This is a genomic window from Caldicellulosiruptor sp. F32, from assembly GCF_000404025.1.
GTDB lineage: Bacteria > Bacillota > Thermoanaerobacteria > Caldicellulosiruptorales > Caldicellulosiruptoraceae > Caldicellulosiruptor > Caldicellulosiruptor saccharolyticus.
In genome coordinates, this window is record NZ_APGP01000083.1 from 1 (window position 1) to 14333 (window position 14333).

General features: G+C 35.5%; 14 protein-coding genes, 2 pseudogenes and 1 riboswitch. Of the genes and pseudogenes, 7 read left to right on the forward strand and 9 right to left on the reverse strand.

Annotated elements, in window-relative coordinates:
• The 4 genes and pseudogenes from H964_RS07420 to H964_RS07435 form a co-directional block, all read right to left on the reverse strand.
• A pseudogene (locus H964_RS07420) lies at positions 1–947 on the reverse strand (IS200/IS605 family element transposase accessory protein TnpB); the annotation flags it as partial.
• 44 nt (positions 948–991) lie between these two features.
• Positions 992–1309 (reverse strand): annotated as a pseudogene (locus tag H964_RS07425) (MerR family DNA-binding transcriptional regulator); the annotation flags it as partial.
• Positions 1310–1510: 201 nt separating this feature from the next.
• The gene (gene xylB / locus H964_RS07430; RefSeq protein WP_039766249.1) at positions 1511–3019 is read right to left on the reverse strand and encodes a xylulokinase; all 1509 of its coding nucleotides are present in this window, start codon (positions 3017–3019) and stop codon (positions 1511–1513) included.
• 35 nt (positions 3020–3054) lie between these two features.
• Complete coding sequence (locus tag H964_RS07435) at positions 3055–4050, reverse strand: LacI family DNA-binding transcriptional regulator (protein WP_237738237.1); 996 nt, start codon at positions 4048–4050, stop codon at positions 3055–3057.
• Positions 4051–4273: 223 nt separating this feature from the next.
• Between H964_RS07435 and H964_RS07440 the strand changes: the two genes are divergently transcribed.
• The 6 genes from H964_RS07440 (at position 4274) to ribH (ending at position 8776) form a co-directional block, all read left to right on the forward strand.
• Positions 4274–4525, forward strand: a complete 252-nt coding sequence (locus H964_RS07440; protein ID WP_011916364.1) for a DUF4176 domain-containing protein — start codon at positions 4274–4276, stop codon at positions 4523–4525.
• A gap of 209 nt (positions 4526–4734) precedes the next feature.
• On the forward strand, positions 4735–5028 hold the full coding sequence (locus H964_RS07445; RefSeq protein WP_011916363.1) for a hypothetical protein: 294 nt from the start codon (positions 4735–4737) through the stop codon (positions 5026–5028).
• Positions 5029–5171: 143 nt separating this feature from the next.
• Positions 5172–5300, forward strand: a riboswitch (FMN riboswitch).
• Positions 5301–5418: 118 nt separating this feature from the next.
• On the forward strand, positions 5419–6534 hold the full coding sequence (gene ribD / locus H964_RS07450; RefSeq protein WP_039766255.1) for a bifunctional diaminohydroxyphosphoribosylaminopyrimidine deaminase/5-amino-6-(5-phosphoribosylamino)uracil reductase RibD: 1116 nt from the start codon (positions 5419–5421) through the stop codon (positions 6532–6534).
• Complete coding sequence (locus tag H964_RS07455) at positions 6527–7105, forward strand: riboflavin synthase (protein WP_011916361.1); 579 nt, start codon at positions 6527–6529, stop codon at positions 7103–7105. The genes ribD and H964_RS07455 overlap by 8 nt, the downstream gene beginning before the upstream one ends.
• A 5-nt stretch (positions 7106–7110) precedes the next feature.
• Positions 7111–8319 (forward strand): GTP cyclohydrolase II RibA, encoded by a 1209-nt coding sequence (ribA, locus tag H964_RS07460; protein WP_039766329.1) that lies wholly within the window; start codon positions 7111–7113, stop codon positions 8317–8319.
• Complete coding sequence (gene ribH / locus H964_RS07465) at positions 8306–8776, forward strand: 6,7-dimethyl-8-ribityllumazine synthase (RefSeq protein WP_039766258.1); 471 nt, start codon at positions 8306–8308, stop codon at positions 8774–8776. Before ribA ends, ribH begins: the two co-directional genes overlap by 14 nt.
• Here ribH and H964_RS07470 read toward each other — a convergent pair.
• Positions 8773–9177 (reverse strand): HEPN domain-containing protein, encoded by a 405-nt coding sequence (locus tag H964_RS07470; protein WP_039766260.1) that lies wholly within the window; start codon positions 9175–9177, stop codon positions 8773–8775. The two genes, ribH and H964_RS07470, sit on opposite strands and share 4 nt — an antisense overlap.
• Positions 9158–9505, reverse strand: coding sequence for a nucleotidyltransferase domain-containing protein (locus H964_RS07475; protein ID WP_011916357.1), 348 nt, complete (start codon positions 9503–9505; stop codon positions 9158–9160). Before H964_RS07475 ends, H964_RS07470 begins: the two co-directional genes overlap by 20 nt.
• A 173-nt stretch (positions 9506–9678) precedes the next feature.
• On the opposite strand from H964_RS07475, the gene H964_RS07480 reads away from it, so the two are divergent.
• Complete coding sequence (locus tag H964_RS07480) at positions 9679–11202, forward strand: LysM peptidoglycan-binding domain-containing protein (RefSeq protein ID WP_039766261.1); 1524 nt, start codon at positions 9679–9681, stop codon at positions 11200–11202.
• Between the two features lie 90 nt (positions 11203–11292).
• Here the strand turns inward: H964_RS07480 and radC are convergent, their stop codons facing one another.
• From radC to H964_RS07495, 3 genes are all read right to left on the reverse strand, one after another.
• The gene (gene radC, locus H964_RS07485; protein WP_011916355.1) at positions 11293–11985 is read right to left on the reverse strand and encodes a RadC family protein; all 693 of its coding nucleotides are present in this window, start codon (positions 11983–11985) and stop codon (positions 11293–11295) included.
• A 75-nt stretch (positions 11986–12060) separates the two neighbouring features.
• Complete coding sequence (locus tag H964_RS07490) at positions 12061–13287, reverse strand: MFS transporter (RefSeq protein ID WP_039766262.1); 1227 nt, start codon at positions 13285–13287, stop codon at positions 12061–12063.
• 30 nt (positions 13288–13317) lie between these two features.
• The gene (locus tag H964_RS07495; protein WP_039766263.1) at positions 13318–14229 is read right to left on the reverse strand and encodes a DMT family transporter; all 912 of its coding nucleotides are present in this window, start codon (positions 14227–14229) and stop codon (positions 13318–13320) included.
• Between the last annotated feature and the right edge of the window lie 104 nt (positions 14230–14333).

A 14333-nucleotide genomic window follows, 5' to 3' on the forward strand; every position in this document is an offset into this window, starting at 1 on the left:
GCTTTGCCCCCAAAATAATGCCTTATCCGTCTTGATTTTCTGCCTGAAAAGTCTCCTCTTCTGCCCCTGTCCTGTATGCTAAGGCTCTCAATCACTATGGCTTTTTGCTTCTCTTTCGCCATTTGTACTATCATGTGTGCATACTGCCACCTGTAATACTCTCTTTTTTCAAAGCTGCCACTTTCAAGCTTCTCAAGTGGTATCCTGCCATATCCCAGAAACTGTCCGTACTCGTCTGTTTCTACCCATGCAACATTCTTTGGATATGCATTAGTGTCTATCCCTATAACTCCATTCGCTTTTGTTATCTTAGCCTTTGGAAATTCCTCTTCAACAGTGAAATAGGCGTATACTACACCACTTTTAAGTTTCAGCTGGACAGAATAAGGCTGTCCAGAAATACTTATCGCCTCAAGAAGTTGATTTCTATCAATGTACGTTCCATCTTTTATCTTCCATCCAGGCTGTATCGTTGCATATACGTACTCCTTTTCTCCTACGTTGATTCTAAGTTTTGTACAATCTTCATCTATCTCAATCCTTGTATTGAGATTACCTTTCTTGCTCCTGTCTCCTCTTGAATACAAATTCCCCTTCCGCTTCTCCCGCCACTTACGTTGAAGTTTCCTGTATTGTTCGCCGTTTATGTGCCTCCTCTTTAGCTTTTCAAAAAGCTGCCTGCCACCAAAAATGACCTTCCTGGGATTTTCTCCTCTTTCTTTGCATGAGGTCAAAATGCTTTTTGCTTTCATTATCGCATCATCCACATACCTCGAATTTAAATTAAAAACCCCCTGCAGCTCTCTTTTTATTGTGTTTCTATCCCAGCCTTCTAAAAGCCTGTTATATGCGAATCTTACGCAGGATGACCATCTTCTCATTAAATCCAACACTGTTTGTTTGTCTTCCCTGCTTGGAAAAGTAAGTTTAGCTTGTATTGTTATCAACTCTTTTTGCCACCTCTTTTTATCTTGTTCAAAAGCATAAATTACCCTCTTCTCTTTTCATTTACCCCCACTTGCTATTTCATGTATGACTTCATGCTGCCATCCCTGGGAATTAGTGTATTCTTCAAGCCTTCTAATTTGATTCTTAAGATACTCTTCCTGTTTCTTTGTAAATACTCTTGCATACAAAACTACTTTGGTTTTTTGTTTTTCTTCCAGCATGCCTAATAATTTCTCTATATCTTCTTTTTTGTACCTTCTTCTCCCTTTTGGTGTCCTAACCGGAGTTATCAACCCTTCCTTTGCCCAATTTATTTTAATGTACTCCTGCTGATGCTGTATGTTTCTTTAACTCTTTGTATACTCTACAATATCTATAATCACCCAATCAAAATTATGTCATTTTGGTTATTTTCAACTGTTGTTACCTTCTGTCAAAAAACTCACATAACTATTTATTTCGACAAACTTCGTAAAACTCCTTTAAGAAAAATAGCAAAAAAAGAGGGCTTATAGCCCCCTTTTTTTGAATTATATACCAAGTTCAGCTGCTTCTAGTGAATTTATTGCCTAAACAAATCTTTTACTCGCGGATATATACTATTGTAGAGCTTGTAAGTCTTTCTGTAAACATCAAACAATTCTTTATTAGGCCTGCATACATCTACTTTTTGAATCATTGCATCACATGCTTCTTCAACTGAAGTATACTCCCCTGCACCAACAGCCGCCAAGATAGCTGCACCAAATGCAGGACCTTCTTTGGAATTTAACGTCCACACATCCATTTCAAATATGTCTGCCTGCATCTGTCTCCAGAGTTTGCTCTTTGCACCACCGCCAGAGACTCTTATTTCTTTTATCTCAATCCCCATCTCAACCAAGATGTCAAGACAGTTTTTAAGAGAAAATACAACTCCTTCCATAACAGCTCTTATAAATTCTCTTCTTGTATGCTTTGCTGTTATCCCAAAGAAAATCCCTTTTGCAAAGGGATCTAAGATTGGTGTTCTCTCTCCCATAAGGTATGGTAAAAACACAAGTCCATCTGCTCCTGGGTTTGCAAGCTCTGCTTCTTGGTCCATCAAGATGTATGGGTCTTTGTCAATAAACTCAAATGCAGCCTTTTCGATGTGAGCAAAGTTGTCTCTAAACCACTTTAAAGAAAGCCCTGCACCCTGCGTCACGCCCATAACATGCCACTTGCCGGGCACAGCATGACAAAACGTATGAACTCTACCCTCAGGGTCAATTCTAAAGTCATCTAAGTGTGCGAAAACAACACCGGATGAACCAATTGTTGACGATACAACACCTGTTCTTACAATTCCATTTCCAACAGCACCTGCTGCCTGGTCTCCTCCACCTGCAACAACAAGTGTTCCTTTCGCAAGACCTGTTATTTTGCTTGCTTCTTCTGATATCGTCCCTGTTACCTCTGGTGATTCATACACTCTACCTAAGAGTTCTTTGTCTATTTCAAGTTTTTGCAACACCTCATCAGACCAGCACCTATTTTTGATATCTAAAAGCTGCATACCAGAAGCATCAGATACATCTGTTGCAAATTCGCCTGTGAGCTTAAATCTTATATAGTCCTTTGGCAATAAAATCTTATAAACCTTTTCATAGTTTTGTGGTTCATTGTTTCTTACCCACAATATCTTAGAAGCAGTAAAACCTGTTAAAGCAGGGTTTGCTGTTATCTCAATAAGCCTCTGCCTACCAACTCTTTCTGTTATCTCATCACATTCTTTTGCTGTCCTCTGGTCACACCAAATGATTGATGGTCTTATGACGTTGTAGTTCTTGTCAAGCATCACAAGCCCGTGCATCTGCCCGGTAAGTCCCACAGCTTTGACTTCCTTGGGGTTTACCTTGGACTTTTCAAGCACAGCTTTAATTCCTTTAACACTTGCATCCCACCAGTCTTCAGGGTTTTGCTCAGCCCAACTAATCTGAGGCTGGTAAAGAGGATACTCAAAAGTAGCTGTAGCTAAGATGTTCCCTTTTGAATCCGTCAAAATGGTCTTCGTACCTGATGTTCCGACATCAATTCCAATAAAGTACATTTTGAACAACCTCCCCTTTCCAAAATAATTTCTTTTTAAGCAGACTCTCTCACAACCAGCTGAGTATCCAATACATACTCGCTTTCAAATTTTTTCTCAGGGTTATTTATTTTGTCAAAAAGAATATCACAGGCAGTTTTGACCATTAAATCAATTGGTTGACGAACTGTTGTGAGCTTTGGCATCTTGCTAAGTCTCAACCCAAATATATCTACATCGTCAAAACCCACAACTTTGATTTGCTGGGGAACCTTAATGTCCATCTCATTTAAAGCATATATGCTTGCATATGCCATTACATCATTTGCTGCAAATATGCCATCAATCTGCTGTAGGCAAACAAGCTTTTTTATATTCTCATATGCCTTTTGAAACATAAAATCTCCTTCAATGCAAAGTCTTCCATCAAATTCAATTCCAGCATCACTCAAGGCTGCTTTATATCCTTCAAACCTTGCAAGGCTTTCAAAAGAATCTGAGGGGCCTAAAATATGAGCAATCTTTTTACAACCTTTGTCTATTAAGTACTTTGCTGCCATGTATCCACCTTGGAAGTTGTTTACATTTATCCGCGGCACATCTGAATATTCGGTGTTATTCTCTGCAAGTACCACTGGCACATTGTTAGCTTTTAAAAGCCTCAGTGACTCTCTGTTAATGGTTTTGTATCCAAACACAATTATTCCATCAACCCTGCCGACAAGAAATTTAAAATAGTCTATATTGTCTGAAATTTGGCAAAATATTGCACCATAACCTCGTTTTGATATGTAATTGTTAAGAAGGTCAACCACCTCACCGTAAAACCAACCGCTCAGCGACTGGATTATGATTCCCACAGTTTCAGTTTTTCTCTTTGCCAAGTTCTTTGCAGTGACGTTTGGAGTATAGTTCAAAGCCTTTATTGCATCAAGCACAGCCTTTCTCTTTTTTTCTGATACATTTGCACTGTTGTTCAAAACCCTTGAAACTGTGGCTTTTGACACACCAGCCCTTTTTGCAACATCTTCAATTGATGGCAAAAATTTCACCCCCTAATTCTCTTTGTTTTCTCATCTTTATAAACATCAGATATTGTAACCGATTTCGATTTCTCTTTGTTATATACTTTATCACATTGGTAGTTGGTTTATCAACAAAATTTTTAAAAATAGCAAGTTAGGGTATTTTAATTTTTAACTATATATTACTAAAACATCCATTGATGTTTCTTTCTTTGATAAAGTGGAAATAAAGGTTATGGAGGTGATTAAGATGGAAAGCGAATGGCTTCCAATTGGAAGTGTAGTCGTTCTAAAAGGTGGAAATAAACCATTAATGATTTATGGTCGAAAACAGTTCAATTCACGAACGGGTCATGAATTTGATTATGTTGCTTGTTTTTATCTTGAGGGAAACTTTTCGGCTGATTACAACATTTTCTTTAACAAGGAAGACATTGATAAAGTACTATTCAAAGGTTACGAGAATGAACTTGAATTTGAAATGAGAAAAATGCTAAAATAAGGGGAGATAGACAAAGTTTTGAGTTTAGTATTGGTGGCATTACTGTCGAAGTTGGTGGAAAAGGTTATGCTGGTGCGTGGGGAGCAGAAGGTAAACTTAAATTTTTATCAAGCGGAATATCAATAGGTGGCGGGCTTGCTGCTAAAGTAGGTGCTGGAGTTTTCATAAATATTAGATGGTAATAAAGTTCTTTGGAGGAAAACTGTAAAATGAATGAAAAATTGTTGAGAATTTATAGGATTTTCTTTTACATACTTGTTATATTAGCTACTATTGGCTCTGTAATCAGTTCAATTCTTGAAAAAAATGCTTTTTATATAGTTGGAACAATTGTTCTTGGTGTATTTTTGATTTTAATTGTAGAGTTTATTCTTTTCCCCTTTGTTTTTGGAACAAAGTCTGCGAAAAATTTTAAAAAATTTTTAGGGCTATTTTTAGCTTTTGGTATAATTTTGAGTATTATTGTGTTTTTGATTGTAGGAATTACAAGCAAGAAATTTTGAGATAATATATTTTGGCGTTCCATTATTGGTCTTAAGCCTTGCTGTAGTCTACAAAGTTTGGATAAGGTAAATTTTGCTATTGAAATTTCGTAAATTTACGAATATAATGAAATGTAAAATTGAACATAAATCTCTGTTCAATGTCCATCCTTCGGGGCGGGGTGAAATTCCCCACTGGCGGTAAAAGCCCGCGAGCAAAAGCCTTTCTGGCTTTTGCAGAACCGGTGGAATTCCGGTGCCAACGGTTACAGTCCGGATGGGAGAAGGAATGGATGTGTAAGGATGATTTTCTTATACATCTTGTAAAAGATTGCAAGCCTCGAAGGTGGAAAAGCACTTTCGAGGCTTTAATTTTTTGTGTATCAATTTTCGTTGGAGGGGAGGATATTATTGAAGTGCCTATCGCACAGCTATTACATGCACATAGCACTTGAGCTGGCAAAGAAAGCTTCTCCTTTGGTGCTGCCAAACCCAAGAGTTGGATCCGTGATTGTAAAAAACGGAACAATAATCGGAAAGGGATATCACCAAAAGTATGGTGAAAAACATGCTGAAGTTTTAGCAATCGAGGATGCAATAAAAAATGGCCATAGTCTCAAAAACTCAACAATGTATGTCTCTTTAGAACCCTGTTGTCATTTTGGTAAACAGCCACCTTGTACAGACGCAATTATAAAAAGTGGCATTAAAAAAGTTGTGGTTGCCACCAAAGACCCAAATCCTCTTGTCAATGGCAAGGGCATACAAATTTTAAAACAGCACGGAATTAAAGTTGTAGAGGGCATTTTAGAAAAAGAAGCAGAAAGTGTAAACAAAGAATTTTTTAAATATATGAAGACAGGCATTCCTTATATCGCTATAAAAGTTGCCCAGAGTATTGACGGCAAAATTGCAAAACCGTCAGGTGAAAGATTTATATTTAACACAGAAGATGAAAACGTCTTTGTACACAGTCTTCGGCAAAAATATATGGCAACAATGGTTTCTGTAAATACTGTAATTTCAGATAACCCAATTTTAAATGCAAGGTATGGCCAGATTGTAAGACAGCCCATAAGAGTTGTGCTTGATTCAAAGCTTCGAATTCCTGTTGAATCCAATATTGTAAAAACTTCTGATGAATATTCTACCTACACTGTGTGCAGCGAAAATGTAAATGATACTCAAAAAATAGAATTTCTTTCTCAAAAAGGAATAAAAATTATCTTTGCAAAGTCATCAGAAGATGGCCATCTTGACCTTTTAGATGCACTTTCAAAACTTGCACAGCAAAAGATAGTATCAGTACTTGTTGAGGGAGGAAGCTTTCTTAATTTTTCTCTTTTGAAGCAAAGAATTGCAGATTACTGGTATTCATTGATATTCAATGTTTTCATAGGTGGACAGAACACAAAAGGTGTAGTTGGTGCAGAAGGCTTTGAACAGTTTTTCCCAAAGCTTGCAAATACAAAAGTTACAACATTTAAAAACTCAACTATTATTGAAGGAGAAATAAGTTATGTTTAGCGGCATTGTTGAAGAGGTTAGCAGGGTTGTTCTAATGAGAAAAATTGAAGATATTGTAAAGCTGAGTATAGAAGTGAAAAAGATAGATGCAAAAATTGGTGACAGCATAGCAGTTGATGGTGTGTGCCTGACTGTTACAAATATCTCGAGTGGCAAATTTGACTTTGACCTGTCACCTGAAACAATTGAAAGGACCACGCTTAAATTTTTAAAAGAGGGGATGCCTGTAAACCTGCAGCCTGCTTTGAAGATGGGAGACAGAATTGGCGGTCACATTGTCCTTGGTCATGTTGACTGTATTGGCACAATCTGCATGCAAAAAATTCGGGGAAAAAGTAGAATAATTGGAATAAAACCATCTGAAGATTTTAAAGGCCTTGTTATCAGAAAAGGTTCTGTTGCAATTGATGGTATTTCTCTTACAGTTGTAGATGTCTTTGACACATACTTTACAATATCTTTGATTCCACACACTATCGAAAATACTACCTTGAAGTACAAAAAGGTAGGTAGCTGGGTAAACATTGAATTTGACTACATTGCAAAGATTGTAAAGGAGAATTTGAGGTGATAGACATGTATGATTTAAAAGATGTAATACAGAACTTTAAAAGTGGAAAGTTTGTAATAGTATTTGACAGCCAAAACCGTGAAGATGAGGCAGATTTAATTTTGCCTGCTCAGTTTTCAACACCAGATAAAATAAGCTTTGTTTTAAATCACGCTAAAGGAATGTTCTGTGTGGCCATAGACAAAGAAATTCAAAGGCGCTTGAATTTATACGTTCCTTACAATACTCAAAACACCTGCACTTTTACAGTTACTGTTGACCACAAAGACACAAAAACAGGTATAACTGCTATCGAGAGAAGCAAAACAAGCAAAGAACTTGCAAACCCAAAAGCAACGGCTTCTGACTTTAAAATTCCTGGGCATGTAAATCCTGTTGTTGCTCATGAAGGAGGTGTTCTTGCAAGAAAAGGTCATACAGAAGCTGCTGTTGAACTTTGCAGAATCTCAGAGCTTTTTCCTGCTGCAGTGATGATTGAAATCTTAGACGAAAAAGGAGATAGCCATAACAAAGAGTATGTAAAAAATTTAGCAAAGAGATTTTCAATACCTATTACCACAATTGATGAGATTGAAAAATATATTTTATTAAACCGGCCCACAGTCCAAAAAGAAGCTGAAGCAAACCTTCCCACACAGTATGGAAAGTTTAAGATTTTTGTTTTCAAAAACTATTTTTCGCAAAAAGAACATGCTGTGCTGATAAACCAGACTTTTAACCCAAGCCAGCCTGTAAATGTTAGAATACATTCTTCGTGCAAAACAGGAGATGTTTTTCACAGTTTGAGGTGTGATTGTCACCAACAGCTTGAATTTTTCTTGCATTTTATGGCAGAGAATAAAAACTGCATGCTCATTTACCTTGACCAGGAAGGAAGAGGAATTGGATTTGCCAATAAGATTAAAGCTTACGCACTTCAAGAGCAAGGCTTTGATACCTATGAGGCAAACAATCTACTTGGCTTTGACGACGATTTGAGAGATTACTTTGATGCTTTGCATATTTTAAGGTTCTTTGGAATAAAGAAAATAAATCTTGCAACATCTAACCCTGAAAAAGTTTCTTTTTTGCAAGACTTAGGAATCGAGATTTTAAAGAGAATATCTATTCCAATCGTGATAAATCCATATAACAGGAAATATATACATTCGAAAATATTAAAGAAAAAGCATGAAATCTTAATAAAAGGAGAGGATGGCTTTGAGAACTTTTGAAGGAAGCTTTTGTGGAAAAGATTTGAAATTTGCAATTGTGGTCTCAAGATTTAACTCATTTATTACAGATGAACTTTTAAAAGGGTGCTTGGATGGTCTTTCTCGGCATGATGTTGACAGTGAAAATATTGATGTGTATTATGTACCAGGTGCTTTTGAAATACCACTTGTTGCTAAAAAGCTTGCAAAGTCAAAAAAATACAATGCAATAATTGCACTTGGTGCAGTAATTCGCGGCAGCACACCACATTTTGAGTATGTAAGCGCAGAAGTATCAAAAGGCATTGCAAACGTCTCTTTAGAACAAGAGGTTCCAGTTATATTTGGTGTTCTGACATGTGACACAGTCGACCAGGCAATAGAAAGAGCGGGTACAAAAGCAGGAAACAAAGGATTTGACGCAGCCCTCTCTGCCCTGGAGATGGCAAATTTGATGAAAAATATTTCTGAATCTTAATTTGGCAATAGATTTTTTACAAATTCACAAATTTTTTGAGCAATTTCAAATGCTCTTTCTGCATCATCTTTGTTCGGCAAACCATCCGGAAGGCTTCCAAGAGGCGCGTTGGGATACCTTGAGGGAATGTAGAAAACATCTATTATGCGCGCCTCTTCTTTAAATTTTTCAAAATCTTTTTCAATATTTGCACACATCTCTATTAAATTTACTATACTATGTGTTCGGGGTGGATTTACACCATTATATACCAAAAACGCTTTCAAATATTTCTCAATTGCCTGCTGAGAATGGAAACATACTATATTATAAAGTTTTGAGTTTAACAGCTTTTCAGCAGCTTTTAGATCATTTTCTGCATACATTACCCATTGTTCAAATTCAGTTTTTCCTTTTTTCATAGAGTATAACTCCTTTTTTTAAAATTTCTTCTGTGTAAAATAAATGGTTATTTTTTATAAATTCTTCTTCCTCTTCTGGAGTATAGACCAAAAAATCTACAGGTACTTCAGGTTTTACAGTCTGTGCAAGATGTAATAATCTCTCCATAAACCTAAGATTAGTAGGCATTATCACCACCAAGTCAATATCGCTCGATTCATTAAAATTTCCATTTGCCATTGACCCAAACAGTATCACCTTTTCAGGATTGAAATTTTCAATAATTATGTTCAATATTCTATCCAACTCATTCTTCAAAGAACTATTGAGAACCGAGATTGCCGGCATTGCAATCATCTCCTATTATTTCTTCAATTATTAGTATACCACAAAACTTATGTAAAAGTTTACAAGTTATCTTTAGACACTCAGTCACTTTGGAAAGTATTTCATTTGAGCTGAGTAAAAACCTGGCTTTATAATGAAAATATATTAAAACTTTTGAAAGAGGCGGGGTTTTTATGAAAAGTCTATTAAGGTTTTGGCTGTTTGTTACTACTGCTATAGTCTTATCCTTAGTCATAGTCTCTCCTTCGCTTGCCTCTGATATTAAAAAAGAAGAGGCTCTGTTTTTTGATTCAAATGGCAAGCTATCTTATATCACCATTATTAACAAAAGCTCAGTAGCTTATCTCTCTCCTCATGAACTTTCAAGGATACTGGGCGGAAGTTTTGCTTTTGATCCAAAAGACTATAACTTTCTTCAGTCAAAGCTTATCATTGACCAAAATGAACTTATATTCAAACTCGATAGCAATGTTGTTATGTTCAATGGGAAATATTTTTATATGGAAGGACCAATGCAAATTATACAAAATAGAATTTTTGTACCTTATTCTACTTTCAAAACTTACTTAAATTTATTTGAATTTCGTCATTATACATCCGGAAAGCGGATGATATTCAAGCCAAATGGAAATTACATAGTCTACAGTGTTCAAAGCGGTGATTCACTCTGGATATTATCACAAACGTTTAGAACATCTATTGAAGCTATAAAGAACTTTAATAATCTTACAAATGATACACTCTATGTGGGACAAAAGCTAATTGTAAAAAAAGTGAACCTCAATTTAGCTCAAATTACTGGAACAATAAAGTGGTGGACGTACGTAAAAGCTGCGCCTTCTTCATCTTCGCAAAACCTATTTTATCTTACTCAAGGGCAAACTGTAAATGTTGTTGGAAAGCAAGCAGATTTCTATAAAATTTCCACACAGAAAGGAACTGGCTATGTTTCAATATGGGCAGTAGATATAAAGCAAGACATTGCAGATACCTCAAAACCAAGCAGCTACTTTTACTCCTTTCTACCTGTTGATACTTCAGGTGACTATGTAAGCTATACATATTACAAGGTGCAAAGTGGAGATACAATATGGTCGATTGCAGTAAAATTTGGAATACCAGACTATGAACTTATGCAGGCAAACAATATAAACCAAAACTCATACATCTATGCAGGACAAACTTTAAAAGTGCCGGTTCATACAGTTGCTATGCATTCAAACGAAAATGGTGTCGAAATGCTTGATTGGTTTTCACAAGGCAATTATGTATTTCCCATCGGCAGTGTTGGTAAGTTTATTGACATCCAGACAGGAAAGTACTTTTTTGCAAAAAGAACAATGGGTGCAAGCCATGCAGATGTTGAAACCTTGAGCTTTAAAGACACTCAAATTATGAAAGAGATATTTGGTGGCAGCTGGAGTTGGGAAAGACGTCCGTTCATAGTTGAAGTAAAAGGAAGAAGAATAGCTGTGTCAGTTTCTGGTATGCCACATGCAGGAGTAGATGGTGTGCCTTACAACCAAAATGTTGCGAACAGAAGCGGTGGATATGGCTACGGTCCAAACCTTGATACAATTGTAAATGGAATGAATGGACACTTTGATGTGTATACATTCAACGGTCTTCGTCACAAAGATGGTCAAATTGACCCTCAGCATCAGCTGACAGCCTCGATTGCTGCAGGGCTTAGGTAAAAAAATTACTAAAAATGGGCTGCATAAAAATGTAAAATCCATATATGCAGCCCCATTTTGTTAAAGCGCTTTATTTTCATCTTAACAAGATTAAATCTGTGGCTCTGGAAGCATTCCATTTTGCGCAAAGCTATAGTATTCACCTTTCGCCACTATAAAATGGTCATTGACAGCAACGCCTATTGTCGAAAGAGCATTTACAATCTTTTGAGTTGTCTTGATATCATCCATGGAAGGCTTTACAGAACCACCTGGATGATTGTGAGCCAAAATCACGCTGCTTGCGTTATATCGCAAAACGCATTCAACCACCTTTCGTGGATATACAACAGCTTCTTTTACTGTTCCTTCAAAAAGTGGCACAGAATGAATAACGTTTAATTGAGTATCTAAACATATTACATAGAATACCTCATTCTTTCTTCCCACAAACAGACTTTTTATGTACTCTGCTGCCACTTCTACATTTTTAAGCTGAAATGTCTTTCTCGTTTTATCAGCAAGATACCTTCTTGCTATTTGGGATATAAGAGAGATTAAAATTGCTGAGTTTTCACCAACTCCCTCTACTTTTTGAAGCTCTTTTGGGTGAGCCTCAAATACATTTGAAATACTTCCAAAGGTAGAAATTAACCTGTGTGCTATTTCGTTTGTATCTCTTCTTGGAATGCTGAAAAACAAAAGAAGCTCTAAAACTTGATGGTCTTCAAAACTATCAAGACCTTCTTCAACAAATCTTCTTTTTAATCTTTGCCTGTGCCCCTCGTGAATATTCTTATTCATACTATCTTTCTCCACCATTAATTTAAAGAAGTAACCAATTTTTAATTATATTGTACATTTCCTCAATATATCTTTTCAAGCTTTAGCAAAAATAATTTCAAAAATCAAGTATTCCAATATAAATAGCACAAAACAAAAAATACCACATATCACAAATGCCCCACCAACTTTAAAAATCTGAGCAAATGTCCCTGCAATCAAGCTACCAATAGGGGTTGTACCAGCAAAAACTAAGGTATATAAGCTCATTACCCTTCCTCTGTACTCATCAGCAGAGGATAGTTGTAATGTTGAATTTGCTGTTGTTGTAAACAATATCATGAAAAAACCTACCGACGCAAACAGAAAAGAAGAAAGTTTATAATCCCTATTTATTCCTATAAAAATGAGAATCAAGGAACACATCACTAATGAAAAATACAACCTTTTTAAAGCAAGTTTTTTGCTTGTAGAGGCAACAAAAAGTGCACCCGAAAGAGCACCTATGCCCATCGAAGAAAGCAAAAAACCATAACCTGCTTCATCTTTATGTAAGACATATTTTGTATACAATGGTATTAATACATTGAAATTCATAATGAAAACATTCATTATTAAAATTAATATCATAGTTTGAAGTATGACTCTGTTATTTTTAGTATATTTTAGACCCTCCAAAATATCTTTGAACATTCCTCTGCTCTTTGTCTTACTCAGAGGTTTTAGACCAACGTCAATCAAAAACAGCCCTATTAAAACTGCAATGAAACTCAGTCCATTGAGAAAAAAACATACACTCATTCCAACATTTTTGAGAAGTATGCCTGCTATCGCAGGACCTATCACTCTTGCAAGGTTAAAATTCAGTGAGTTTAAAGCAACAGCATTAATTAGCAATTCTTGACCAGCAAGTTCAATTACAAATGACTGCCGTGCTGGCATATCAAAGGTGTTTATAATCCCCAAAGCTAAAGCAAATACAAGCAAGATAGGATAATTTATCACCTTTGTCCATATCAAAAATGAAAGTAAAAAAGCAACTATCATAAGCAAGCTTTGAGTTATAATCAATAACTTCTTCTTTGGAAAATGATCAATAATTGCTCCAGCAAATAAAGACAAAAATAATTGAGGAGTAAATTGCAGCGCATTAAAAAGACCGACTAAAAATGCTGACTTTGTCAGAGTAAGCACAAGCCATGAAAGAGCTGTATTTTGAAGCCATGTTCCAATTAATGAAATACATTGACCTATCCAAAAATATCTAAAATTTTTAGATTTCAAAGCTGCAAATGGGTTATTAACATCAATATATGTTGCCACCTTAAGTCTACTCCCTTCATCAAGATTTTGCTAAGAATTAACTGCATGTTGTTTTCTCAGCATTTTCAAAGATTTTTTATCAGCAAACTGGAGAATTCCAATTCCTAAAAGTATTACCAATGTCCCTAAAATTAAGTTTATAGAAAACTTTTCAGAAAGAAAAATACTTGCAAATATACTTGCCAAAATAGGTTTTAAGAAGAATATCATAGAACCAGCTCCTGCGCTTGTATATGTCAGACCTAAAAAGTATGTATAATAAGCTATCCCTGTGACAAAAAAGGTCAAATAAAACATTGGAAATATAGCTTTCAGCGGCATACTAAATAGAGGAAAGTGATTAAGCAGAATTATTGGCAATAAAAATATACTTCCAAATAAAAATGAAAACGAATTCATGATTATACTGCTACTTCTCTGTGTAAACTTCTTCCCCATAGTTGTGTAAACCCCATATGTTATTGCAGACAAAATCAAAAGAAGAATTCCCTTAATAAAATCTTTGCCAATGATTAAATCCTTATAAAATACTATTACAATTCCTCCAATACCAATTATCATTCCTATAATCTTTCGTATATTCAATCTTTCGTTCAAAATAAAATGTGCTGACAATGCTACAAATAGCGGATTTGAACTAAATATGACAGCTGCTAAACTTGCCTTTTTTGTGATATTTATTCCTAATTGTAAACATGACATACTGATTACTACATTAACTATACCGATTAAAGCAAGAAAAAATATGTCTCTTTTAGAAAGCTTAATTTTTTTGTCCTGTAAATTTTTTATTGCAATCGGCAAAAGAATAAGTCCACCAAAAAAGAATCTGATAAAGTTCAGCTGATATGGATTCACCATGCCTGCTAAGGTTTTTCCAACAACCTCATAAGAACTGAAAAAGATAAGAGTAATCATCAAATACAAGATTCCTTTTTTCATATTTCAAACACTCCTTCTTTTTTGACAAATTTTTTTACATTTTATAGTTATCAACTTATAAGTTATTGAAAAAATTGTAACTATCAAAGCTTGGGTTAAAAAAT

Bases quoted from the DNA above. Each gene is read 5' to 3' on its own strand.
- xylB (WP_039766249.1), bottom strand. From the start codon at position 3,019: ATGTACTTTATTGGAATTGATGTCGGAACATCAGGTACGAAGACCATT.
- H964_RS07440 (WP_011916364.1), top strand. From the start codon at position 4,274: ATGGAAAGCGAATGGCTTCCAATTGGAAGTGTAGTCGTTCTAAAAGGT.
- H964_RS07445 (WP_011916363.1), top strand. From the start codon at position 4,735: ATGAATGAAAAATTGTTGAGAATTTATAGGATTTTCTTTTACATACTT.
- H964_RS07455 (WP_011916361.1), top strand. From the start codon at position 6,527: ATGTTTAGCGGCATTGTTGAAGAGGTTAGCAGGGTTGTTCTAATGAGA.
- ribA (WP_039766329.1), top strand. From the start codon at position 7,111: ATGTATGATTTAAAAGATGTAATACAGAACTTTAAAAGTGGAAAGTTT.
- H964_RS07470 (WP_039766260.1), bottom strand. From the start codon at position 9,177: ATGAAAAAAGGAAAAACTGAATTTGAACAATGGGTAATGTATGCAGAA.
- H964_RS07475 (WP_011916357.1), bottom strand. From the start codon at position 9,505: ATGCCGGCAATCTCGGTTCTCAATAGTTCTTTGAAGAATGAGTTGGAT.
- H964_RS07480 (WP_039766261.1), top strand. From the start codon at position 9,679: ATGAAAAGTCTATTAAGGTTTTGGCTGTTTGTTACTACTGCTATAGTC.
- radC (WP_011916355.1), bottom strand. From the start codon at position 11,985: ATGAATAAGAATATTCACGAGGGGCACAGGCAAAGATTAAAAAGAAGA.
- H964_RS07495 (WP_039766263.1), bottom strand. From the start codon at position 14,229: ATGAAAAAAGGAATCTTGTATTTGATGATTACTCTTATCTTTTTCAGT.